Consider the following 23,152-nt stretch of genomic DNA (forward strand, 5'->3'; position numbering starts at 1 on the left):
GTCGGCTGTCAGAACGGTGTTGAAAGGTTCGCACCGTGACCCTCACGCTCGACCATTGCTTCGTAGCAGTCATCGCACATGGTATATATCCAGCCATCGCCGCGCTGCTTGCAAGGTCTGCCGCAGTCAACGCATCGCTTGTGGCTGAGCGCGGTGTACTTTTCAAGTATAGCGTCCATATTAGGTGTGGTAAGACCTGTGTAGATGCGCAGTTCACCGTATTTTTCCAAAACGCCTGTTACACGCCAGTTCTTTCTGTCGTGCCGCGTGAAATTCTTATATTCTGCTGCCATTTCTTTCAGCATATCAAGACCGAATGCTATGCGCCAGCCCTTAGGTATCCTGCCGTACCATGTGAAATCCAGAGTTTCACCCGTAGCACCGTTTGTCGCCTTTGTGAACGGCAGCTTTTTCATTAGCTCCTTTTCGGTCATTCCCAGTTCGGGATAGAATGTATTCTCCATTACTTCTTACCCTTTCTTCTCCTTACTCCAAAAACGATACAGCACATAGTATATACCACCAGCACTGACGATGCACAGATACTTATTTTCATACCTGTTCTCAGCCCGGGAGTGCTGTAATCAAATCTTACGGTGTGATCGCCTTTCGGTACGAACACCGCACAAAGCCCGCCGAAAACTTTTTCTATCTCAGTTTCATTACCATCTACATATGCGGTAAAACCATCGTTCCACGGGACAGAATAGAACACAAGCTCGTCCTTTACGGCGTTGATCTTTGAGGTAAATCCCTTTTCATCGGGCACAAACTCATATGCTGCCCTTTCGCGCCTTGCCTGACAGTCTTTTACATAAGTTTCATAGCTTGTATCGCCTGCCAAGTCATCTGGTAGTTTCTGCATGATACCACTGTATTTATTTATCTGCTCCTCAGTGAGCATCAAAGCCTTCATGCACAGATTTTCACGCCTTGTTATCTCGTCCGAATCATAAGTCCCGTCATCTACTACATCGGGGAAATCTGTTTCGGGTAGATAGTAGTCATACGCAAACCCCATCGGTACAAAATTTGTATTCTCATATATCACATAATGCCCGCAGACATTTTTCAGTTCAAAGCCTTTTCTAAGCATTTTTACATGCTCGGGCTCTACCTCTACGCCGCCCTGATTGGGCACGTTGCAGAGAATATCATACTTAACGGAAGTAAGCGAATACAGCGAATACTGCTCATCATATTTTGAAACAGCTCCCTGTTCCCTGACCTGATCGAGTTTCGAATAAAAATCGGTGGTTTCAGCAGGAACACAGCTGTTGAACAACTCCATCTGAGGATATCCCCAGTAAAGCGGGACATTTGTTGATTCAGTGAGCCTTGTGACATCTGCTATCACTCGGTAAAATTCGCTGTCATCTTCGGTATCAGGCGCGATGCCGTCATTATAGTTTATCAGCGATTCCATATCGGCATCTTCCCAGAGCATCGTCGCTGATACGGATACCGTATTGAAAAGCAGTATCCCCGCACAGAAGCCGCAGACTATCCTGCTGAGATTTTTTGCGTTCAGCCTTTTATTATCCCTGTATCTTATCACATACAATGCACCCGCGCATATCAGCGCATATGACAGCACCCCTGTATACAGCGAAACATAATCTTTATAAGTTTCGGTACTCAGTATCAGGTACACCGCATATGCGATGAACATCGCCACTGCACCAAACCAGATCTTAATGCCTGTTTTTATCTCCCTGTTCTCAAAATCTTCGGTGTACCTGCCTGTCATCATCACCATTATCAGTATGGGCATGAAGAACCAGCGTGCATAGTAATGCGCATTGAAAGCCGAGAAAGCACTGTTTAACAGCGGCACTACAGCTATTACCGCACATATTGCCATCAATCTGCTGTACCAGCTTTTTCTGTTATGTAAAAACTCACTTGCCGCACCAATTATGCCAAACAGCGGTATGAACAGTGTGCAGGTGGAAAAATTCAGCTCAAATTGCGAGAAGAACAGCCCGCACCCCTGTTCGGGCGGAAGGAACAATGACTGTATTATCCTCAGTACAGTGCCCGATTCCTCATAAGCAAGCAGATTATGGTCAAATATCAGGTCACCCGCGCGGTTATTGCCTTTTAGTGACATTACCGCAGGCAGAAGCACGACAGCTGTCATAAGCACTCCGCAGAGCGTTTCCAGCGCGAGCATTGAGAACAGCTTTGCATCGATCTTTATTTCCTTGCAGAACAGCTTGACCATAAAATACAGCAGCAGGAAAACACATATACTGAAAAATGTATAGTAATTGGTCATTCCCGTGACTGCCAGCATTATCGCGAAAGCCACACCTCTTCGCTCATACAGCAGTCTGTCAAAGCAAAACATGACCAGTGGGAACAGCGATATGATATCAATAAAATGGAATATCAAATTAGTGACCATAAAGCCTGAGAACGCATAAAGCATGCCGCATATGAATGCAGTATCGGCTTTTTTAACATATCTCGCAGAATACAGATGTGCGCCAAGTGCCATAACACCAAACTTTATTCCGTTTAACAGTGTTATCAGATAGGGCATGAACGCGGCGGGAAATATTAGACTAAGCAAAGTATACGGTCCGAACAGGTTATAAAACGAAAAACCGGGAACAGTACCCATGCCCATGTCCATTTTCCAGTCAAATTCGGGCATGCCATTATGGAAAAGTTCGTAATAGTGCATGCTGAACGGAATCATCTGTGCATTATAGTCACTTCCGATAACATATCTGCCACCTGACAGTATCAATGTAGGAAGTATGCCAACCCAGAAAAGTATTGCCGCAAATACAAAGGTTTTTATCAGCTTTTTCGGTGAATACTTATTTTCAGCCGCTTGTGACAAGCCACTGCACTCCTCTCATACATATTGTATAGTTTAGCTTAACCAAATACATGATTTACCACGATAACGCCTGCAAGAAATACACCGCAGAACAAGGCTCCCCACAGGTCTGATATGCTCATTTTCAGCTGTTTCATGCGTGTTCTGCCCTCGCCGCCGTGATAGCAGCGGCATTCCATCGCCAGTGCCAGTTCTTCGGCATGGCGGAAACTTGCCACGAACAACGGTATCAGCACAGGTATCAGTGCCTTTGCTTTTTGCAGTATGCTGCCTGTTTCCATATCAGCGCCGCGTGCTTTCTGGGCGCTCATTATCTTATCTGTTTCTTCGATGAGTGTCGGGATAAATCTCAGTGCTATGGTCATCATCATTGCCAGTTCATGTACAGGCACTTTTATCTTTTTAAGGGGACTCAGCAGTCGTTCTATGGCATCTGTCAGGTCTATGGGCGATGTGGTATAGGTCAGCAGAGAACTGCCGCATATCAGACAGATTATCCTTATCACCATGAACAGCGATGTATCGATGCCGTCCTGTGTCAGCTTTATCATCTTCCACTCCCACAGCACCTTGCCTGTGCGTATGAAAAACAGGTTCAGCACCGCCGTGAATATCACTATGGGCACTATGGGCTTAAGGCTTTTGCCCATCATTTTCAGCGGTATCTTCGAGAAGAGGAAAGCCGTGACCGTGAACAGTATGCCCACAGCCAGTCCCTCGATGCCTTTTGCCGCAAACAGCATGACTATGAACACGCCTGTCAGCAGTATCTTGACCCTTGGGTCCATGCGGTGCAGCACCGAATCACCCGGAAAGTATTGTCCTATGGTTATATCCTTTATCACTTGGCGCTCTTCCTCCCCAGCCTGTCAAGCAGCAGACTGCTGCCGAATTTAACTGTATAAACGTCTTCGCCCATATCAAAGCCCATAGCTTTCAGGCGGCTGAACACGCGGGTTACCTGCGGTACTGCAAGACCCATCTTTTCAAGTTCAGCCGAACGGTGGAACACCTTTGCGGTATCATCATAGCAGAACAGCTTTGAGTCGTTCATGACCAGTATCTTATTGACATTGCGGGCGATGTCCTCCATCGAATGTGATACCAGCAGGACGGTATTGCCCTTAGCCTTATGGTACTCCTTTATCATACCAAGTATCTGTTCGCGTCCTTTCGGGTCAAGACCCGATGCAGGTTCATCGAGGATAAGCACTTCGGGTTCCATAGCCATAACGCCCGCGATAGCTACGCGGCGCTTCTGTCCGCCCGAAAGTTCAAAAGGCGATTTCTGCATCACGCTGTCGGAAAGTCCCACCAGCTTTGCAGTTTCTTTTATACGGCGGTCTATCTCTTCCTCATCAAGCCCCATATTCTTTGGACCGAAGGCGATATCCTTATAAACCGTTTCCTCAAAAAGCTGATATTCGGGGTACTGGAACACCAGCCCCACCTTGAAGCGAATGGATCTGAGCCGCGCCTTGTCGTCCCAGAGGCGTTCGCCGTCTATATACACCGAACCGCTCGTTGGTTTCAGCAGTCCGTTAAAATGCTGTATCAGCGTGGATTTTCCTGAGCCTGTATGCCCTATCACGCCCGCAAAGTCGCCCTTTTCTATCTCTAAATTCACATGGTCTACCGCGACCTTGCGAAAGGGCGTGCCGTCACCGTAAACGTAGGTGAGGTCTTCGGTTTTTATTACTGCCATTTTACTTTCTCCGTCTATGGCTCAGGTCTTTGCGCCCGAAGCCTTTATATCCTTATAGGTCAGATATGACCTGTCATATAGCAATCCGCCTTAAAATTCAGACAAAATCCAGTCACAAAATCCATAGAGCCGAGCTTTTGCGACTGGATTTTGTGAATTTAAATAGTTGGATTGCTATAGTCTATCCTGAAATAGTCAAGCACTGCCTTCATGCTTTCCTGCGAGGCGAGGAAGACATTTATCAGCCGCTCATCACTGCCCTCAGTCTGCCATTCCTTCAAGCCCATATAATAGAACATTTTATCGTTATCATCGATATAGAAAGGTATGATGCCGTTTTCAAGGCACTGTTTAAAAATTATCAGTCTGCCCGTTCTGCCATTGCCGTCATAGAAAGGGTGTATCTGTTCATACCTTACATGGAACTCAGCTATATCATAAAGGCTGAGTTTTCTGCCGCTGTATCTGTCAAGCAGAGCGTGCATCTTGTCTGAAACAGCTTCGGGAGAAGCTGTCAGCATACCGCCGACTTCATTCGGCTCTCGCTTATATTCGTCTATGACTGCGTATTCATCAAAGACACCGTTTTTCAGCCTGCGGTGCAGATCTTTTATAAAATCTTCGGTAAGCGGTCTGCCCAGTGTATCAAGTATATGGTCAAAACATCGGAAATGGTTGACAGTTTCAACTATATCATTGACCCGCACAGTGTTTTCTGCGGTGACACCCACTGTTTTTGTTTCGTAGATATACCTCGTCTGGTCATGGGTAAGCCTGCTTCCCTCGATATGGTTTGAGTTATAGGCAAAATCTACCTGCATTTTATTATAAATGCCGCCCCTGTGTCCTGCGCGTTTTTCGGCAAGCAGTTTTTCAGTGATGTCCATATTACCTCACTTATTATTAAAAAATGTGATTATCCCGCTGATACACCAAAATAAACGATGTTATATCGGGAACCAAATACAGTTGGCGGTTATCTTTCCCCCGCCTGCGGCGGGGGAAAGATAACATCAACTCAGTTTTTCCTCATTGATAAAGGTATTTTGCAGTGGTGTGCTAAAGGGATAGTCATATTTAAAAATGCTGTATCACACCCCGCCCAGCAGTTCTGCCAGCTTAGCCACGCACTCGTCTTCTGTGATTATCTCGGTGGAGATGTCATATCCTGCCTTTTGCAGTTCCCACGCAAGTTCTGTGACCTGCGGCACATCAAGACCCAGTTCTTTCATCTTTTCAACCTGTGCGAATATCCTGCGGGGGATATCGTCCATGACCACCTTGCCGCCGTCTATGACCACCACACGTTCTGCCTGAGCCGCCTCTTCCATATAGTGGGTTATCAGCACGATAGTCACGCCCTGCTCATTGAGCATCTTTACGGTGCGCATGACCTCGTCCCTGCCCTTCGGGTCGAGCATAGCGGTCGGCTCGTCCAGCAGTATGCAGTCGGGTCGCATGGCGATCACGCCTGCAATGGCAACACGCTGTTTCTGTCCGCCCGACAGCTTGTGCGGTGCGTGCAGTCTGTACTCATACATACCCACAGTTTTAAGCGCATCATCGACGCGCCTGCGTATCTCGGCAGGGTCAACGCCCATATTCTCCAGTGCGAAAGCCACATCTTCCTCAACTATGGTAGCAACTATCTGGTTATCGGGGTTCTGGAACACCATGCCCACCCGCTGTCTTATGGGCAGCAGGTTGTCCTCGTCAAGAGTGTCCATGCCATCAACGAAAACGCCTCCCGCTTCGGGAAGATTGATGGCATTGATACACTTGGCAAGCGTTGATTTGCCTGAGCCGTTGTGACCCAGCACAGCGAGAAACTCGCCTTTTTTGATATTCAGTGTGACCCCTTTCAGTACCTCCGTTTTTACGGGCGGTTCTTCAAGATCATTTATATATGAAAATCGGAGATCTTTTATCTCGATGAAATTTTCGCTCATAATATTTTCCTTACTTTTATGTGCAGGCATTTTCGCGGGGGAAAACTTCCCCCGCCTGCCCGCAGGGAATAAAGCCGTTTACTGTTACTTATCGCCCTTTACCTTGTCAATGACTTTCTCGGCAACGTCCTTTACCTTTTCGATATTCTCTTTGGTAGCTATCTTCTCGATGTTCTCAGCGGTAGCCACCTTCTTGACTTCCTTCTTTACCTCGTCCTTTACCGACTTGGGTGCGGGGATCTTGTCTGCTACTGTGTCAACAGCCTTGTCAACTGCCTTAGCGATATTATCGCCGCCAACTGCCTTTGTTATGTCTTTTACGTCCATTTTAGTGACCTCCTGTAAATATATTTTGAAAAGCGTTGCCGCTTGTTCATTCTTCGTCATTTTCGCGGGCTTCTATATCCATGATATATTCTGTCCATTCCTCTGTTTCTTTGTACGACTCCAAAAGATTTTTAAAATACTGCACCTCACAAGGCTCGTCCCCCGCATAAAGCTGACATTCCAACCCTTCCGCCGTGAACTTGCCATAAAGCGAAAGCAGTCTTTTGAGAACTTCGCCGTCTGTTATATTTCCCTGCAAGATAAACTCGCCCGCTTCTATGCGCCGCTTTATCTCACTTATGGGAACTTCCTCATACCCGCGCACCGCTTTAGCCAGCGCCGCCGTAAATCTGTCAGCCTTTATGCCGGCTTTCCTGCACATGCCGTACTCCTCCCTGTCAAACTCACCGTTTCAAAGTGAACGACAAAAACATCAAAACCATAATGCCTGCCAACAATTATGAATTAAACAGACCATATCGCCGTTGACCCGCAGGGCAGAACACCGCCTGTGGCTTCAACAGGCAGACCTATCTCGTCAGCAGTGACCTTTCCGCCGCGTTCGGTGGTCAGCACATCGTTCAGTATATATGCCATCACCGATGGTGAAAGCCCTGTGGTATAGCTGTTTAACAGGAAGAACAGCGGTGTGTCGCTCAGCACACCTGCGCAGGTCTTCACAAGGTCGTAGATGCAGTCCTCCAGCTTCCATACCTCTCCGCCTGGACCTCTGCCATAGCTGGGCGGGTCCATAACTATGCCGTCATAGAAATTGCCGCGCCTTATCTCGCGCTTCACGAACTTCTCGCAGTCGTCCACAAGCCAGCGTATGGGCTTGTCCGAAAGACCCGATGCCGCCGCGTTGTCGCGCGCCCACTGCACCATACCCTTTGAAGCGTCAACATGTGAAACACTCGCACCTGCATTTGCGCAGGCAAGGGTCGCACCGCCTGTGTAGGCAAACAGATTCAGCACCTTTATCGGTCTGCCTGCATTCTTTATCATATCTGCCATAAAGTTCCAGTTTACAGCCTGTTCGGGGAACAGCCCCGTGTGCTTGAAACCCGTGGGTCTTATGACAAATGTCAGGTCGCCGTAGTTTATCTTCCAGCTTTCGGGGAGTTTCCTGCGGTACTCCCATTCGCCGCCGCCCTTTGATGAACGGTGGTATATGCCGTCCGCCTTCTCCCACATTTCAGACCTCTTCGGGCTTTTCCAGATTATCTGAGGATCGGGTCGCACCAGCACCTTGCCGCCCCAGCTTTCCAGCTTGTCGCCTTCGGTGGTGTCAAGTATGCGGTAATCCTTCCAGTTTTCTGCTATTCTCATGTCATGTTTCCTTTATATCATTAAGTATTTCTTTGGCTTTTGCGTACTTTTCAAGCCTTGCCCTGTCCTTGTCGGTGAGGGGTCTTGTAAAGCGTGTCACATCGCTGTTGTGGGCGAGGTCTGCCAGCTTTACCGCCCTTGCTATCGGGTCACACTTTATACGCGCCACATAATCGAGATAGGGTTCGTCATCATCGTGGGTGAGTAGTTTCACCGCCTCAATGACCCTTTCTGTGATACCTGCTTTTCGCAGGTCATCGGCAGTGATGTCGGTATCTTCTATTACATCATGCAGGAGCGCCGCCGCACAGCTTTCCTCCGTCACCATCTGTTCAGCCACATGCCAGGGGTGGAAGACATAAGGCACACCGCTTTTGTCAAGCTGTTCTTTATGCGCCTTATACATTATGGTCATCGCCCTGCGTGTCAGGTCAGTGTATATCATTTTCTTCCTCCGTTCACATAAGGAATATCCTGCTGTGTTCAAAGAGATACATTCTTATGCGCAGCCGCATTTCTTCCATGTCGCATTCCTTTGCGACAGCACAGCCGCCGTCATCATAGCTTGCCTTTGTGTCATACCACCAGTCCATATACCACACAAATTCGCACAGCGCCATTGTAAACTTCATGTCCTTGCCGTCAGACTTGCGTGTCACTCTGATAAGATAGTCGTTTTCTCTTTCGGTAATGTCGATATCGAAAAAGTCCTCGACCTCTGCCAGCGCTCTCACAGTTTTTCCTTAGCCGCTTTGATGAAACGCTGTATTATACTTCCCTCGCGGACGGTATCTATCGCATCATCTACAGTGAACCACTTAGCCTCCAGCAGTTCCCCCGAAATGGAAGTATCTGCCTTCCTCACACGGGTCAGCATGCCCAGCATCAGCTGATCCCTGCCATCGTAGAACGCACTGTCGATGTAAGCCGTACTTAGTGCGGTCAGCCCTGTTTCTTCCAGCACTTCCCTTACAGCCGACTGTTCGGGCGTTTCACCGACTTTCATAAAACCCGCCACGCCCACGAACTTTGCAGTATCGCCGTAGCTCTGCCTTATCAACAGTACTTCGTCATCTTCATTCATCACCACGTTCAGCACGCATGTCGAGAACATATCGAACCAGGGACGCTTGCAGTTCTCGCAGTAGGGTATCATACCTTCGTCCCCTATCTCGCGGGGAACATTCTTCGTGCCGCAGTTGGGGCAGTATTCAAATCGCATAAGTTTTCAGCTCCTTATATAGACATCAATGCCGTAAATACATTTATCGTACCGTGCAGTATCCAGCCCGGTATTATGGAACCGCCGTTCTTTTTCTCATCGAGCCAGCCCAGCACCCAGCCTACACAAGCAGGCAGCACTGTCAGCAATATGAGAGCAGCCGCATTATGAGTCTTTACAAATATCGGCACACCGTGCATAGCTCCGAAAAGCAGCGCCTGCACTGCATTTGCCGCTGTAAGACCAATTTTGCCCGAAAGCCCTTTCAGGATAAAGCCCCTGAAAAGCATCTCTTCCGAAAAGGCTGTGCGTATAAACGAATATGCCAGTATAGCAGGTATCGCACCGGCGCCCTTTCCGCTGAAAGCATCTGAGGTCGCATTGGGCAGATCGGAAAACACATATTTCATGATGAGCAGCGATACGACAAAGTACACTGCCATCACCCCGATGGCAATACCCCACCATTTGAGCGCAGGCTTATCAGCTTCGGGCTTTTTTATGCCCAGCCATTTGAGGAAGTTTTCTTTTTTTCTTCCTGCGATCAGCCATACTATAAACGGTATCACTGCAAAGATCAATACCTGAACTACCGAGCCTACAAGCTCTGAAATAAACATTGTTGTTCGCCTTTCTCAGATCACATTTTCTCTATAAGTTCAGCTATCCTGTGGGCATAATCGGTGATAAGACCTGTCTTCTTGCCCTCTATCATAACTCTGACCAGCGGTTCGGTACCCGACTCTCTGACGAGTATCCTGCCCTCGCCGCCCAGTTTTTCTTCATACATCTTTATAGCATCGGTTATTTCGGGAACTTTATCCCACTTGCCCTTTTTATCGGCGGTTATCTTCACATTTATAAGCACCTGCGGGTAGCTTTCCATGCAGGAAGCAAGTTCGCTTGCCTTTTTGCCTGTCTTAGCCATTATTTGCAGGAACATCGCACCTGTCATCTCGCCGTCGCCCGTGTTTGCATGGTCAAGAAGTATTATGTGACCCGACTGCTCGCCGCCTATGTTGTAGCCGCCTTTGAGCATCTCTTCCAGCACATAGCGGTCACCGACCTTAGTGGTAGCAGTTACTATGCCCTCAGCTTTTGCGAATTTGAAAAAGCCCAGATTTGACATCACCGTTACCACACAGCAGTTATTGTTGAGGGTCTTCTGCGCTTTCATGAATTTGGAGAATATAGCAAGCAGTTTGTCGCCGTCTATCAGTTCGCCGTTTTCATCGACTGCAAGGCATCTGTCGGCATCGCCGTCAAATGCAAGACCCACACTGCACTTGTTGTCAACGACTGCTTTTTTCAGCGCTTCCATATGGGTACTGCCGCATTCCTTGTTGATGTTTGTACCATCAGGTTCGGAGTTTATCATCACAACGCTTGCGCCCAGTCCCTTGAATATCCTTTCGGCACAGACGCTTGCCGAGCCGTTTGCGCAGTCGAGGCACACCTTGATGCCCTTAAGGTCGATATCGACAGTCTTCATGACATGTCTTATATAATCCCACTCAGCATCCTTGCAATAGGTTATCCTGCCGACTTCTGTGCCCTCGCTTAGTTGTTTATCCATCTCTTCGGGCTTATCGAGCACGAGTTTCTCTATCTCATTCTCAACATCATCGGGCAGCTTGAAGCCTGTGCCTGCAAACAGCTTTATGCCGTTAAATTCCACCGAGTTATGTGATGCGGATATCATCACGCCTGCATCGGCGTTATATTTCTTCACCAGCATCGCCACCGCGGGGGTAGGTATCACGCCCAGCTTCACCACATCAGCACCCACCGAGCAGATGCCCGCACAGAGTGCGGCTTCCAGTATATCGCCCGAAATTCGGGTATCCTTGCCTATAAGTATCTTAGGTCTGTGGTCACAGTCCTTAGCAAGCACCAGTGCGGCGGCTTTGCCTATCTTCATAGCTGTTTCACAAGTAAGTTCAGTTATTGCGACACCTCTTGCGCCGTCTGTTCCGAATAATCTACCCATCTTCCAATTCTCCTTATATTTATTCAGGGCTTTGCGCCCATATCATCTTATGTTTACCACATCTGTTGTGTTATGTTTTTTTCATGCAAAATACCGCAGTACCCGTGACATCACCTGTCACCCGCGCTATGGCGATATTCACAGCAAGGAGTTTTCACCCTGCCGCGCATCTTTACGTAAATGCCCAAAATCGCAAATACTATCGCAGACACCACACTGAACAGCAGTCCTCCTGCTAAAAATATCCTGCCGCCGCTGACCTAACGCATAAGCGGCGAAATAATACTTTTCTATCACGCTCTTCACAGATGCCGCTTTCCTTTTCGCATCATTTCAAGTTCGGTCATACCGCCCTCGTCAAGCGTCCTGCCCGTGAATTCAAATCCCATATGCCTGTAAAAGCTGATGGCATTATCGTTCCCCTTCAGTACGAACAACGTGGTATCTCTGCCTTCATTTCCTTCAAGGGCTTTTTCCATAAGCGCCCTGCCAACGCCCCTGCGGTGATATCCTTTCAGCACGTAGAGTGCCACTATCTCACAGCTGTCAGCATAAGTGCAGAAGTTCCTCGCACTTTTCAGCATACCCACTGCACCAACAGCTTTGTCGCCAACATAGGCAAGATATTTGCCCTCAGGTGAAAGCCTTGCCCTTTCCGCCCAGCGTTCAGCATTTCTGTTATCTAGTATCTCATCGGGGATAAGCCCACGATAGGTCTGCCCCCAGCTGTCACATATGACCCGACCGAAATCGCAGGCATTCTCAGCTGTAACAGGCACTATCTCCAAAGCCGAACCCTCCCAAAAACACTCGCCCCTGCCATTAATTATGAATTATGAATTATGAATTATGAATTATGAATTATCAAAAGTGCACCTGCCCCTGCCTGAGTATACCCAGATGGTCATAAGCCAGCTGTGTGGCGACTCTGCCGCGCGGGGTCTTTGCAAGAAATCCCAGCTGCATCAGATACGGTTCACAGACATCTTCCAGCGTGACAGCTTCTTCGCCTATCGCCGCCGCCAGTGTAGCCAGCCCGACAGGTCCGCCGTTGTAGCCTTTGATTATCATTTCCAGAAGCCGTCTGTCAAGGCTGTCAAGCCCCAGCGAATCGACTTCCATGCGGTTGAGGGCAAGCCCCGCTATATCGCGGGTGATGCGCCCGTCACCAATGACTTCCGCGAAATCGCGCACCCTTTTGAGATACCTGTTCGCGATACGCGGCGTACCTCTTGCACGCCCCGCTATCTCTTCCGCGCCGTCATCGTCACAGCCGACCCCAAGTATGGTCGCTGAACGCTTTACTATATCCGTCAGCTGTTCAGTGGTATAAAGTTCCATGTGCATAAGCATGCCGAAGCGGTCGCGCAGAGGTGCTGACAGCTGACCCGAACGGGTAGTTGCGCCTATCAGTGTGAACCTGTTGAGGTCTACCCTTATCGACCTTGCGGCAGGACCCTTGCCCATGATTATATCCACCACACAGTCCTCCATAGCTGGGTAGAGTATCTCCTCCACCTGTCTTGAAAGGCGGTGTATCTCATCGATGAACAGCACATCGCCCTTTTCAAGGCTTGCCAGCAGTGCGGCGAGGTCGCCGGGCTTCTCAATGGCAGGACCCGAAGTCGTGCGGATATTCACGCCCATCTCGCGGGCGATGATATTCGCAAGGGTAGTCTTGCCCAGCCCCGGAGGGCCGTACAGCAGCACATGGTCGAGGCTGTCACCGCGACGCTTTGCCGCATCGATATATATTTTCATATTCTCCTTGACCTTATCCTGCCCGATATACTCATTCAGGCTGAGAGGTCTGAGAGTGACTTCAAAATCGTCTGTGGTTTCCTGCTCGGTCTCTTTCGGGGAAACGAAACGTTCAAAGTCGAACTCGCTTTCTTCAATCATTTTATTCTCCTATTTTAGATGGGGCTGACCACGTTCGACGCAGTCAACGTCGCCCCCATGCCCCAAACATCAGCTTTGCTGATGTTGCGCTCGACCTCTGCCGTAGGGTCATCGCTTCGTTCACTGCCGCGACAACGCGCCGATGGTCGCTCTTTGACATGGTCGAGGGCTTTGTTTTGCCCGCATTATCTGTATCATACCTCACTGTAACTGCATTTCATGTCCAACTGCATATTTCCTGCTCAGCCGCTCCATGCTATCGGCAAGTTCTTTGGTGCAGTACGATGTGCTTTCAGTCTTTCCGCTGCGGTATTTCAGCGTCACTTTGCAGTATCCGCCGAGATACATATTGTACTCCATCGTTTTCCTGAAGTCCTCCGCATTCGCTTCGGTATTTCTGCGGAAAAACATCATATCATAGTCAATATCCATCACATCGTCATACTCGCTTTTCACTATAGGATAAGACTCGACTACCTCATTATTTTCCGTCAGCCCCAGATATGGCTGACCGTCATCGCGGTAAACTTTACAGCCCGTGTATACACCGTTTTGGGAACTGCTGTGTTCAAACATAACTTCAACAGGCGCACTCATATACTTGCATACTGCCGCGATGATATACGCAAGCGCCAGAAGCCCCATGCGTATCATCAGACCGTACCTTTCATCCAGATCTTTGAAAAATCCGCCTACTGTTTCGATCTCCCTGACAAGTTCCTTGTTATCATTCACAGTTTTTCCCTTTTTCAGAACTTCGCCAGCGCTATCAGAGCTTTCTTTATAAGCTCTTCAACAGTGGCATTCGGGTCTGCCCCCGCCAACGCCTGCGCGGCTTCACCCTCGCTGTAACCGAGAACTATAAGCGCTGTAACAGCTTCCTGCAAAGCGCCGCCCATCACAGGTGCGGCTGAAACGGTATCGCCGCCGCGCACCGATATGGTGTTCTCTTTGGCTATCTTGTCTTTCAGTTCAAGCACTATCCGCTGAGCCGTCTTTGCGCCGATACCCTTGCATTTCGTCAGCGACTTGTGGTCACCCGTAGCAACAGTCAGCGCAAACTGTGACGGGCTGTTCGATGAAAGTATCGACAGCGCCGCCTTAGGTCCAACGCCCGAAACTGTTATCAGCATCTTGAAACAGCGCAGTTCCTCAGTCGTCGAAAAACCGAAGAGGTCAACATCGTTCTCGCGCACCGCAAGGTATGTGTAAAGCATTACCTCGCTCTCGCCCGCTATCTTTTGCAGTGTGTAGAAAGTGGTCTTGCAGGCATAGCCCACGCCGCCGCATTCCACCACCGCCATCTCACCGTCGGTATGTATAAGTTTTCCTCTGACGGAATATATCATGGTAAATTCTCCTTGTTTTTGCTGATAAATTCGCTGATACTGCCGTCCCACAGGCATTTTGTGCATCTGCCGTTCTCAAAGACATGTTCGCAGTCATCATATCCGTAAAGCCTGTGCGCACATTCGGGACACAGCCCCGACATCTGCGATGCGGCGCGCAGAAAAACACTGCCGCACTCGGCACATATGTTAACATCATTATCCATACGCACCCTCACTTATTGATGCTTTTGTCGTATTTTTCCATCAGCCGCCTGGTGTTTACCGAAAGCCCGTGAGTTATGGCTATCGCCATCGCATCGGCGGCATCATCGGGCTTAATTATGTTTGCAAGGTGAAGCATCGAACGCACCATCTCCTGCACCTGTTTTTTCTCGGCATAACCGTAGCCCGTTATTGAACTCTTCACCTGAAGCGGAGTGTAGTCGTATATCGGCAGGTTCATCATCACAGCGGGCAGAAGCGTCACGCCGCGCGCCTGCGCAACATCTATGCCTGTGGTTATGTTCGTGTTGAAGAACAGCTTTTCAACGGCTATCTCATCGGGACGGTAATGTTCTATCAACTTCTGCATATCGAGATATATCACCCGCAGACGCTTGTAAAACTCCATATCCGACGGTGTGGTTATGGTGCCGACCTTGACAGGCGTGAACTTGCCGTGATCGTATTCAACAAAGCCGTAGCCCACGATACCGTAGCCCGGATCGATGCCCATTATCCGCATAAATGCTCTCTCCTTTGCCCGAAGAGGGTACAATTCTTCATATTAACAATTAATTATAGCATACTTTTAGAATAATTGCAAGTACTGCGGAGAATTTTAAGGGTAAGGGGGTTCACATGTCCAAAAATGTTAACTGCGATCCTGCCGATCTTTTATGGATAGAACGGACGTTCGCTGAACCAATTTGTAATAATTATTACAATCCGTAACCAATAGCAAGCCACTGAAAACTGCGTTTTACGCCAGTTAACCGCCCGTCTGCCGATTTAACATTTCTTAGCATAAGTCCAAAAACTTGAACAAAATTTCGGGCAAAAATCAGTACAGGAACGACTCGGATAAATTGTTCACAATAGCCAAAAGTCTTTTATATTGGACTCCATTGAGTCCTTTCTTTTGTTCTGAGATGCTGAAAATCGGCTGAAAAATTCACATTTGCGGGTGCGTTTTGTCTAATTTACAAAAATTTTCTCGAATTTTCAAAAAAAGCTATCCCCAACTATTGATTTTTTGGGAATTGTATGATACAATATGTAAGGGAAGAGGTTTAAGCTATTTTTAAACCTTGTATTTTTATTGACTTTTTCAGCCGACGGCGGTCGGCACAGCGTATTTTCGCTAATAAATAATTGCGGATACAGCGGCAGAAAAAAATATATACCCGCTGTTTCTCAAGGAGTGTTTTTTTTTGGAGAAGTTCTTTATCAGGGGCGGTATCCCGCTTCACGGCACAGTGTATATCAGCGGCGCTAAAAATGCTGCGGTCGCACTGGTAGCCGCTACAATACTTTGCGATGAACCCTGTACGCTTGAAAATGTTCCTGCCATCAGTGATATCACCAAATGTCTTGATATCCTCAGAAGCATGGGTGCTGTGGTCAGAATGGAAAGAGATGGCGTTATCTATATCGACCCGCGTTCCATCAACACCACCGAAGTTCCATACAAGCAGGCAGTAACGATGAGAGCGTCAAGTTATTTTCTGGGCACTCTGCTGGGCAAGTTCCACGAGGCTTTTGTGCCGATGCCCGGCGGCTGTGATCTGGGTGACAGACCCATTGACCAGCACCTCAAGGCTTTCAGGGCACTGGGCGCCACCGACAAAGTGGTGCGCGGCGCAAACTATGTAAAGGCTGACAAGCTGATAGGCAACCAGATCTTCTTTGATATGGTGACTGTCGGCGCTACGATGAATGCTATCTTCGCATCAGTCAGGGCAAAGGGTCAGACGATAATCGAGAATGCGGCGAAAGAACCCCATATCGTAGATGTGGCGAATTACCTCAACTCTATGGGTGCCGATATTCGCGGTGCAGGCACAGATGTCATCAAGATAAGAGGCGTTGAATACCTGCATGGCACCACTTATGCGACTATCCCCGACCAGATCGAGGCAGGCACTTATATGGTGGCTGCGGCGGCTACTAAGGGCGATGTTGTCATAGCGAACGTTATCCCGAAGCACCTTGAATCGATAACCGTAAAGCTGCGCAAGTGCGGTGTAAATGTTGAAGAGAATGACGAAAGCGTCCGTGTATGGGTGGACAAGCCCTTGCAGAACACAACTGTAAAGACTCAGCCGCACCCCGGTTTTCCGACCGACATGCAGCCTCAGTTCTCAACTCTGCTGACTATGGCATACGGCACCAGCAGGGTCACCGAAGAGATATTCAACAACCGTTTCAGATATGCGGCTGAACTGCGCAAGATGGGCGCTGATATCTCCATCGAGGGCGGCAAGGTAGCCATCATACAGGGTGTTGATCACCTCAGCGGCGCACCTGTTCAGGCGACCGATCTGCGTGCAGGTGCTGCACTGGTCATCGCAGGTCTGGCAGCTGACGGTATGACCGAGATCGGCAATATCCACTTTATCCAGCGCGGCTATGAACGCATCGATGAGAAGCTGCAAAAGCTGGGCGCTGACATCAAGCGCGTTATCGTCCCCGAAAACGACAGCGTTGAGATGTCCGGCTGATCTTTATTGAGTTCAGCGGCAAAATATCTTATTAAAAGTTCACACTCGCCTTGTTTGACGGCTCTTGCGAACTTTCAATGATATTTTGTATATCAAAGAAACAAGTCCCTCCGCCGCGTGGCAGAGGGATTTTTAATGCAAAAACGGGGACACGGCACAAGGCATGTCCCCGAAGCGTTATTCAGCTTTCAGCGCTTATTCGGCAGGGCTGAACTGATCTTTGCCCACGCCGCAGAGCGGACAGACAAAATCATCGGGAACATCTTCCCAAGCGGTGCCCGCTGCTACACCTGCATCTGGTGCGCCCTCTTCAGGGTCATAGATGTAGCCGCAAATGTCGCAAACATACTTCATTGATATAACCTCCTTGCATAAAATTTTTATAAGTATAACATATCTGCATTAAAATTGCAAGAGGTATTGTTAAATTTACATAATTTTTTCACGGCTATTCCTTAAGCACACTCCCCCAAAAGCCTGTATAACGAGGAAAGATAACCGTTAAATGATTCATGTCCCGATATAACATCGCCTATTTTGGTGTTTCAGGGGGATAACCACATTTTTTGAGAAAGGAGCCGCATATGCAGCTGTATATTTCAGACCTTGACGGCACACTGCTTGACAAGAACGCCGAAATAACGAAAAACACCGCAGATATCCTCAACGAACTTATCACGCAGGGCATTAATTTCACGGTGGCAACGGCGCGAACTTACGCTTCGGCAGGCAAGATACTTGCAGGGCTCGACCTCAGACTGCCGCTGATACTTATGAACGGCGTGCTGATATATGACCCTGTCGGTCATGAATATCTTTCGGTGAAGACAATACCCGACACCGCATGCGAAAAGATACTGGCGCTGAGGGATAAGCTGGGGCTTTCACCTTTCATGTACATGATGGAAGAGGGCTGTATGCACACCGTCTTTGACAAGCTGATAAATCAGTCGATGAAGGATTTTCACGCTGAAAGAGTGCGCAAGTACTACAAGTCATTCACACAGGCTGAAAAGCTGGAAGATGTGCGCGGCAGCGTGATATATTTCTGCTTTATCGACACTAAAGACAGATTGCTCCCACTGCGCGATGAACTGGCAAAAGATAAGTCGCTGGGCATGACATTCTACCCCGATATTTACGGCAATGACTGGTATCTCGAAGTTTTCAGCGCTTCGGCTTCAAAAAAAGCGGGGGTAGAATGGCTGAGGGACAGATACGGTTTTGAGAAGATCACCGCTTTCGGTGACAATCTCAACGACCTGCCAATGTTTGCGGCGGCAGATGAGTGCATAGCTGTCAGCAACGCGGCAGAAGAACTGAAAAAGCAGGCTGACAAAGTGATCGGCGCAAACACCGAAGACGGCGTTGCTTATTATTTGAAAGGGGCTTATCATGGTTAAAATGTTCCCGCTGTTCTCGTCATCAAGCGGCAACAGCACCTATATAGGCGATGAAAATTCGGGCATACTCATCGATGCAGGCGTTTCCTGCAAACGCATAGTCACATCACTGGCTGACAGAGGCATCGAAAGCAAGGCGGTGCAGGCTATATTCATCACCCACACCCATTCAGACCATATCACAGGACTGAAAGTGCTGTCCAAAAAACTGGGCGTGCCTGTCTATTCGCTGAGGGGCAATCTGGAGATACTAGCCCGAAACGACAAAGTCAGCGCGGCTTCCGACCTCATCGAGATGAACGACCGCCCTGTGCAGGTCGGCGGCTTTGAGGTGACCGCATTCGACACGCCCCACGATACGCCCGTCAGCTGTGGTTTCAGGGCGACTGCCCCTGACGGCAAAAACTGCGCAGTATGTACCGATCTGGGACATGTTACCGCTGATATACACGCCGAACTTGCCAAATGCAGGCTGGTACTGCTGGAATCGAACTACGACCCCAAAATGCTGAAAAACAGCCCGTATCCGCCCGACCTGAGAGCGCGCATAGCCTCAGATCACGGACATCTGTCGAACTCCGACTGCGGCAAGGAACTTGCAAAACTGGTCAAAGACGGCGTATACAGCTTCGTGCTGGGGCATATAAGTCCCCACAACAACACACCCGAACTTGCCGAAAAATGTGCGGTAGGTGCGCTGGCTGACTTTGAGCGCGGCGATGACTACCTGCTTTCTGTGGCGGGTATAGAAGGACTGAAAAGGGCGGTGCTTTTCTGATGATAAGAGTAAATCTGATAACGGTAGGCAAACTGAAAGAGAAATACTGGCGCGATGCCGCCGCCGAATATGTCAAGCGGCTGGGGGCTTTCTGCAAGGTGGAGATAGTCGAACTGAACGAATGCCGTCTGCCCGACTCCCCTTCCGACAAGGAGATACAGTCGGCGCTGGAGAGCGAAGCCGCCGCCATGCAGAAATATCTCGATGTGAACGGCGCTTACAACATCGCCATGTGCATTGAGGGCAAACAGCTTACCAGCGAAGAACTCTCAGCCGCCATGACAGACTGCGGCACGCGGGGGTATTCAACGCTCAATTTCATCATCGGCTCTTCATTCGGCATCGCGCCTGCGGTAAAACAGCGTGCCGATATGAAACTTTCGATGTCGAAGATGACTTTCCCCCACCAGCTGGCACGCATACTTCTGCTTGAACAGATATATCGCGGTTTCCGGATAGAGAAAGGTTCAAAATACCACAAATAGCGTAACCCCCCAATAAATTTCATTCCCTGACAGGCGAACTTAGCATTTTTGCATCTTTCCCGCACCTGCGGCGTGCCGAATAATAACAAAAGCCCGATGCGCAAAACATCGGGCTTTCGCTATTTTTCCAGAATAATGCCTTTTGAAAGGAGTTCTTTGCCCAGCTTCTTCTTGCGGCGGGCAAGGATATTTTCGACCTTTTTGGAGCGTATATCATGGCGCTGTGCTATCTCCTTTACAGGGAGGCGGAAATAGTAGCGCTCGATGAATATATCACGGTCGGGTGACGGCATTGCGCGGATACACTCAGCTATTATGCGCATATTTTCGCGCTTTGCCGTTTCGTCCGTGTAGTCTATGTCGATGCCTATATCATTTTCCTCAGCCGAAATGTCTTCTGCTTCCACATGTCGGCTGACCGAACGGCGTTTATCCTCAGCACAGCTTTTCGCCGTCATGCTTATGTAACCTTTCAGGCTTCTCAACTCGGTATTTATAGTACTGCGGTTGCGCCACACTTTATAGAAAGTGTCCTGCACCGCTTCTTCAATGTCGGCGGAATTCCTGACCGACTGGGACACTATGAAACTCACAAGAGTCTTGTATCTTGACATAAGCGCATCAAGCGCCGATGAATCATCCTGCTTCATAAGTAAAAGTATATCCTCGTCGGTCATATCCTCACCGCCTTTCAATGTATAAAGAGGAATTTATTTTGTATTTATGTAATATGCAGTATCATTTTTTATCCATCTGGGCGCAGTCACCTTAGCTGAACCGACATGTACTAAATTTACTCTGTCGTGTCCAAAAGGTGTCCTTAAGCAGTCATAGCAGAAAGTAACAGTGCCGTCTTCGTTTTCGATAACGGTCATATACAGCGCATCAAGCGGAACGATACTGCCGTCATCAAATTCCAGCTTGATGAAAGCATCGATATCATCGAACTTATGCTCTTCATCACTGCGGATCTTAGCCTTTTCAAGCTGGGGTTCGCCCAGTGCTTTCTTGTAAGCGTAAGGGTTCATATCTTCGCCGCCCTTACCGGGTTCAATAGTGACTTCTACGCCACTTTCCGACATTGCCAGCTTTTTAACGGTGTATTCAAATGTGCGCGGCGTTGTTTCACGGGAATCTGTAAATACGACCGTACCGCTTTCATTGATATCGGTCTTTTCCATTTTGCCGATATTTTCGTCACGCTCAAAAGCATCTTTCACGGGTATATCTGCCTCAAAAACACCTTCACCGATCAGTTCATTTACCTTATAGATCTCCTTGTCAAATTTTGAATAATCGGTAACAACATCACCTCTCGCCTTTATATCAGCGATATCCTCTGTCATGAAGCTGTCTGAAAATCTGGTTATCTCAAAGTGAATGATGCTATCCTTATTGATGGCTTTGCCGTTGCCTATCAGATCAAAACACTGTGTACCTGTTGCGACATTTCCGTAAACATTCATCACATTTTCCATCAGCTTCAATTCTTCGCCGTCAACGGTCGCTTTTATGACATAGTCCATAGTGTCGTTGACTGCGATAACACTGCCGTCACGGGTCTGTGCCGAGAACTCGACCTCTAAGAAAGGATAGCACATCTTGACATCGGCAACACTGATATCAAGGTTATCAAAGCCTTTCTTTATCTCACCGCAATTATCCTTTAATACATGGATATTAGGCTCGGTCATCCAGTATTCGTATCCGTTTTCTCTGTAGAAAAGTTCAGATGCAGTGGAATTGCTCACGCGGTCATAGATCTTTATTTCCTCACCGCTCTCAGCGTAAGCGCCTATGGGTATGATCTCAGAGCCAATGCGGAAAGCCGCCACTTCATCATAATTATAAGGCGTGGTGAGGGTGTCATAGTAAAGGTCGATACTGCCGTCCTCATTTTCACTGTAGGAAGTATTGGTGACATTTAAGTCTTCTACTGTACCGTCTGAAAATATGACATCGACAAAAACATCTGTATCATCAGAGAAACCTCTGTACTTCTCACTACTCCTTGCCTGATCAAGCTGTTTACCGAACAGGTCAACACTTAATTCAAAAGGATCAAACTGCTTTTTGCTGTCAAAGGTTACATTCGCTGTCATACCGCTGCTTGACCAGCTTAGTTCGTTGACTGTGTAGTTTAGTTCTGTTTTCTCATCAGACAGCATGCCCTCATATAGCCATGTGCCCTTAGCATCAGGTCTTATGGTATTTTCATGGGGTATGGTATTATTCAGGTCAACATATTTACCAACAGGTATATCTATCGAGAACATCTTATCAGGCTCAGCATCTTTTACCTCTTCACCAGCACTATACTGACTTATGATATTCCTTATATCGCCAATTTCAAAGTGTACAACGCTGTCGCTGTTTATAGAATAAACATCATTTGCAAGATCAATGGTCTGTCTGTTGACAGCTGTATTGCCATAAAATTCAAAAGCACCGGAAACGCCGTGATAATCCCTGCCATCGATAGAGCAATTAATATCAAATATTACACCATTTTGGTTTATTTCGTTTTCGAACGTACTGCCGTCCTTTGAAGTTATAGCAACATCAAACTCAAGGAATGGGTAAGAAACCTTGATATCAGCGACTCTGATATCATAATTCTCATAGCCCGCCTCTGTCATGCCGGCCTTGTAGTCAAGCACAGTTATTTTATCCTTGACAAGTTCGTAATCATAGCCGTTCTCATCGTAAGTCAAACGCGACAGCTTGTAGTTCATTTCCTTATCAGGCAGACTGATCAGGTCATTTGAACCGTCCGTTTCAGGCTCATTTGTGTCCTCAGCATCGGTCGCTGTATTTTCAACAACATCAGTGTGAGAGTTGTTTACATTCGCACCGCTCTCGACCTTGTTGTTCGACATCTGCACCGCGCCAAACACTGCCACCACCGCGCAAGCCGCCACAGCCACCGCTGCGGGAGCCTTGCTGCGTATACGTGCACCCGAATTGTTATCAGTTATAGTTCTTTCGTTATTTTCCGTCATTTTCATATCGTTAAGTCCTCCTGTCATCTCGTCAAGAGGGATCTCCTGCAATAACTCTGTTAAATTTCTCATTTGATCTCCTCCTTTGGATCAGTATTTGAAAGACCTTTCATATACATATACGTATGAAAACGAAAAACCACTCACATTTT

General features: G+C 48.1%; 27 protein-coding genes. 4 read left to right on the forward strand and 23 right to left on the reverse strand.

Annotation, left to right across the window (positions count from 1 at the left end; all coding sequences use genetic code 11):
• Positions 1-8 precede the first annotated feature (8 nt).
• The 20 genes from CUS_RS06420 to ruvC all read right to left on the reverse strand — a co-directional run bounded on the left by CUS_RS06420 (position 9) and on the right by ruvC (position 15,354).
• Positions 9-464, reverse strand: coding sequence for a hypothetical protein (locus tag CUS_RS06420; protein WP_002848322.1), 456 nt, complete (start codon positions 462-464; stop codon positions 9-11).
• Complete coding sequence (locus CUS_RS06425; protein ID WP_002848541.1) at positions 464-2,854, reverse strand: YfhO family protein; 2,391 nt, start codon at positions 2,852-2,854, stop codon at positions 464-466. Before CUS_RS06425 ends, CUS_RS06420 begins: the two co-directional genes overlap by 1 nt.
• 38 nt (positions 2,855-2,892) lie before the next feature.
• Positions 2,893-3,699 (reverse strand): energy-coupling factor transporter transmembrane component T family protein, encoded by an 807-nt coding sequence (locus CUS_RS06430; RefSeq protein ID WP_002848300.1) that lies wholly within the window; start codon positions 3,697-3,699, stop codon positions 2,893-2,895.
• Entirely contained in the window at positions 3,696-4,559 is an 864-nt protein-coding gene (locus CUS_RS06435) for an energy-coupling factor transporter ATPase (protein ID WP_002848508.1), read from the reverse strand. The genes CUS_RS06430 and CUS_RS06435 overlap by 4 nt, the downstream gene beginning before the upstream one ends.
• Positions 4,560-4,717: 158 nt before the next feature.
• The gene (locus tag CUS_RS06440; RefSeq protein WP_002848438.1) at positions 4,718-5,446 is read right to left on the reverse strand and encodes a Fic family protein; all 729 of its coding nucleotides are present in this window, start codon (positions 5,444-5,446) and stop codon (positions 4,718-4,720) included.
• A gap of 204 nt (positions 5,447-5,650) precedes the next feature.
• On the reverse strand, positions 5,651-6,508 hold the full coding sequence (locus CUS_RS06445; RefSeq protein WP_002848205.1) for an energy-coupling factor transporter ATPase: 858 nt from the start codon (positions 6,506-6,508) through the stop codon (positions 5,651-5,653).
• Between the two features lie 84 nt (positions 6,509-6,592).
• A complete protein-coding gene (locus CUS_RS06450) occupies positions 6,593-6,835 on the reverse strand; it encodes a hypothetical protein (RefSeq protein WP_002848341.1) in 243 nt (80 codons plus the stop codon).
• Between the two features lie 46 nt (positions 6,836-6,881).
• Positions 6,882-7,217: a hypothetical protein gene (locus CUS_RS06455; protein ID WP_002848473.1), complete on the reverse strand. Its 336-nt coding sequence runs from the start codon at positions 7,215-7,217 to the stop codon at positions 6,882-6,884.
• Positions 7,218-7,300: 83 nt separating this feature from the next.
• The gene (locus tag CUS_RS06460; protein ID WP_002848207.1) at positions 7,301-8,164 is read right to left on the reverse strand and encodes a class I SAM-dependent methyltransferase; all 864 of its coding nucleotides are present in this window, start codon (positions 8,162-8,164) and stop codon (positions 7,301-7,303) included.
• Between the two features lies 1 nt (position 8,165).
• On the reverse strand, positions 8,166-8,609 hold the full coding sequence (locus tag CUS_RS06465; protein ID WP_002848365.1) for an HD domain-containing protein: 444 nt from the start codon (positions 8,607-8,609) through the stop codon (positions 8,166-8,168).
• 13 nt (positions 8,610-8,622) lie between these two features.
• Positions 8,623-8,898 carry a hypothetical protein gene (locus CUS_RS06470; protein ID WP_002848408.1) on the reverse strand — a complete coding sequence of 92 codons (276 nt, stop codon included), beginning with the start codon at positions 8,896-8,898 and terminating at the stop codon, positions 8,623-8,625.
• The gene (locus tag CUS_RS06475) at positions 8,895-9,386 is read right to left on the reverse strand and encodes an NAD(+) diphosphatase (protein WP_002848227.1); all 492 of its coding nucleotides are present in this window, start codon (positions 9,384-9,386) and stop codon (positions 8,895-8,897) included. Before CUS_RS06475 ends, CUS_RS06470 begins: the two co-directional genes overlap by 4 nt.
• Positions 9,387-9,400: 14 nt before the next feature.
• Positions 9,401-10,006, reverse strand: a complete 606-nt coding sequence (locus CUS_RS06480) for a CPBP family intramembrane glutamic endopeptidase (RefSeq protein ID WP_002848378.1) — start codon at positions 10,004-10,006, stop codon at positions 9,401-9,403.
• A 20-nt stretch (positions 10,007-10,026) separates the two neighbouring features.
• The gene (gene glmM / locus CUS_RS06485) at positions 10,027-11,376 is read right to left on the reverse strand and encodes a phosphoglucosamine mutase (RefSeq protein ID WP_002848549.1); all 1,350 of its coding nucleotides are present in this window, start codon (positions 11,374-11,376) and stop codon (positions 10,027-10,029) included.
• 302 nt (positions 11,377-11,678) lie between these two features.
• On the reverse strand, positions 11,679-12,155 hold the full coding sequence (locus CUS_RS06490; protein WP_227945355.1) for a GNAT family N-acetyltransferase: 477 nt from the start codon (positions 12,153-12,155) through the stop codon (positions 11,679-11,681).
• A gap of 85 nt (positions 12,156-12,240) precedes the next feature.
• Complete coding sequence (ruvB, locus tag CUS_RS06495; protein ID WP_002848648.1) at positions 12,241-13,278, reverse strand: Holliday junction branch migration DNA helicase RuvB; 1,038 nt, start codon at positions 13,276-13,278, stop codon at positions 12,241-12,243.
• Between the two features lie 201 nt (positions 13,279-13,479).
• The gene (locus CUS_RS06500) at positions 13,480-14,013 is read right to left on the reverse strand and encodes a hypothetical protein (RefSeq protein ID WP_002848280.1); all 534 of its coding nucleotides are present in this window, start codon (positions 14,011-14,013) and stop codon (positions 13,480-13,482) included.
• A gap of 14 nt (positions 14,014-14,027) precedes the next feature.
• Positions 14,028-14,627 carry a Holliday junction branch migration protein RuvA gene (gene ruvA / locus CUS_RS06505; protein ID WP_002848539.1) on the reverse strand — a complete coding sequence of 200 codons (600 nt, stop codon included), beginning with the start codon at positions 14,625-14,627 and terminating at the stop codon, positions 14,028-14,030.
• Positions 14,624-14,833 carry a hypothetical protein gene (locus CUS_RS06510; protein WP_002848187.1) on the reverse strand — a complete coding sequence of 70 codons (210 nt, stop codon included), beginning with the start codon at positions 14,831-14,833 and terminating at the stop codon, positions 14,624-14,626. The genes ruvA and CUS_RS06510 overlap by 4 nt, the downstream gene beginning before the upstream one ends.
• Positions 14,834-14,841: 8 nt before the next feature.
• On the reverse strand, positions 14,842-15,354 hold the full coding sequence (gene ruvC / locus CUS_RS06515) for a crossover junction endodeoxyribonuclease RuvC (RefSeq protein ID WP_002848511.1): 513 nt from the start codon (positions 15,352-15,354) through the stop codon (positions 14,842-14,844).
• A 688-nt stretch (positions 15,355-16,042) separates the two neighbouring features.
• Here ruvC and CUS_RS06520 point away from each other — a divergent pair.
• Positions 16,043-17,332, forward strand: coding sequence for a UDP-N-acetylglucosamine 1-carboxyvinyltransferase (locus tag CUS_RS06520; protein WP_002848619.1), 1,290 nt, complete (start codon positions 16,043-16,045; stop codon positions 17,330-17,332).
• Between the two features lie 195 nt (positions 17,333-17,527).
• Here the strand turns inward: CUS_RS06520 and rd are convergent, their stop codons facing one another.
• Complete coding sequence (gene rd / locus CUS_RS06525; RefSeq protein ID WP_002848388.1) at positions 17,528-17,686, reverse strand: rubredoxin; 159 nt, start codon at positions 17,684-17,686, stop codon at positions 17,528-17,530.
• 230 nt (positions 17,687-17,916) lie between these two features.
• Here rd and CUS_RS06530 point away from each other — a divergent pair, with 230 nt between their 5' ends.
• Genes CUS_RS06530 through rlmH form a run of 3 tightly spaced genes read left to right on the forward strand, consistent with a single transcriptional unit; the run spans position 17,917 to position 19,998 of the window.
• Positions 17,917-18,735 carry a Cof-type HAD-IIB family hydrolase gene (locus tag CUS_RS06530; RefSeq protein WP_002848262.1) on the forward strand — a complete coding sequence of 273 codons (819 nt, stop codon included), beginning with the start codon at positions 17,917-17,919 and terminating at the stop codon, positions 18,733-18,735.
• Complete coding sequence (locus tag CUS_RS06535; RefSeq protein ID WP_002848529.1) at positions 18,728-19,513, forward strand: MBL fold metallo-hydrolase; 786 nt, start codon at positions 18,728-18,730, stop codon at positions 19,511-19,513. The genes CUS_RS06530 and CUS_RS06535 overlap by 8 nt, the downstream gene beginning before the upstream one ends.
• On the forward strand, positions 19,513-19,998 hold the full coding sequence (rlmH, locus tag CUS_RS06540) for a 23S rRNA (pseudouridine(1915)-N(3))-methyltransferase RlmH (RefSeq protein ID WP_002848417.1): 486 nt from the start codon (positions 19,513-19,515) through the stop codon (positions 19,996-19,998). The genes CUS_RS06535 and rlmH overlap by 1 nt, the downstream gene beginning before the upstream one ends.
• 119 nt (positions 19,999-20,117) lie before the next feature.
• Here rlmH and CUS_RS06545 read toward each other — a convergent pair whose 3' ends face one another.
• Both CUS_RS06545 and CUS_RS06550 read right to left on the reverse strand, forming a co-directional pair.
• Positions 20,118-20,675 (reverse strand): RNA polymerase sigma factor, encoded by a 558-nt coding sequence (locus CUS_RS06545; protein ID WP_037276742.1) that lies wholly within the window; start codon positions 20,673-20,675, stop codon positions 20,118-20,120.
• A 33-nt stretch (positions 20,676-20,708) separates the two neighbouring features.
• Positions 20,709-23,072: a hypothetical protein gene (locus CUS_RS06550; protein ID WP_002848329.1), complete on the reverse strand. Its 2,364-nt coding sequence runs from the start codon at positions 23,070-23,072 to the stop codon at positions 20,709-20,711.
• Positions 23,073-23,152 lie beyond the last annotated feature (80 nt).

Source organism: Hominimerdicola alba 8 (genome assembly GCF_000178155.2).
Lineage (GTDB): Bacteria > Bacillota > Clostridia > Oscillospirales > Ruminococcaceae > Hominimerdicola > Hominimerdicola alba_C.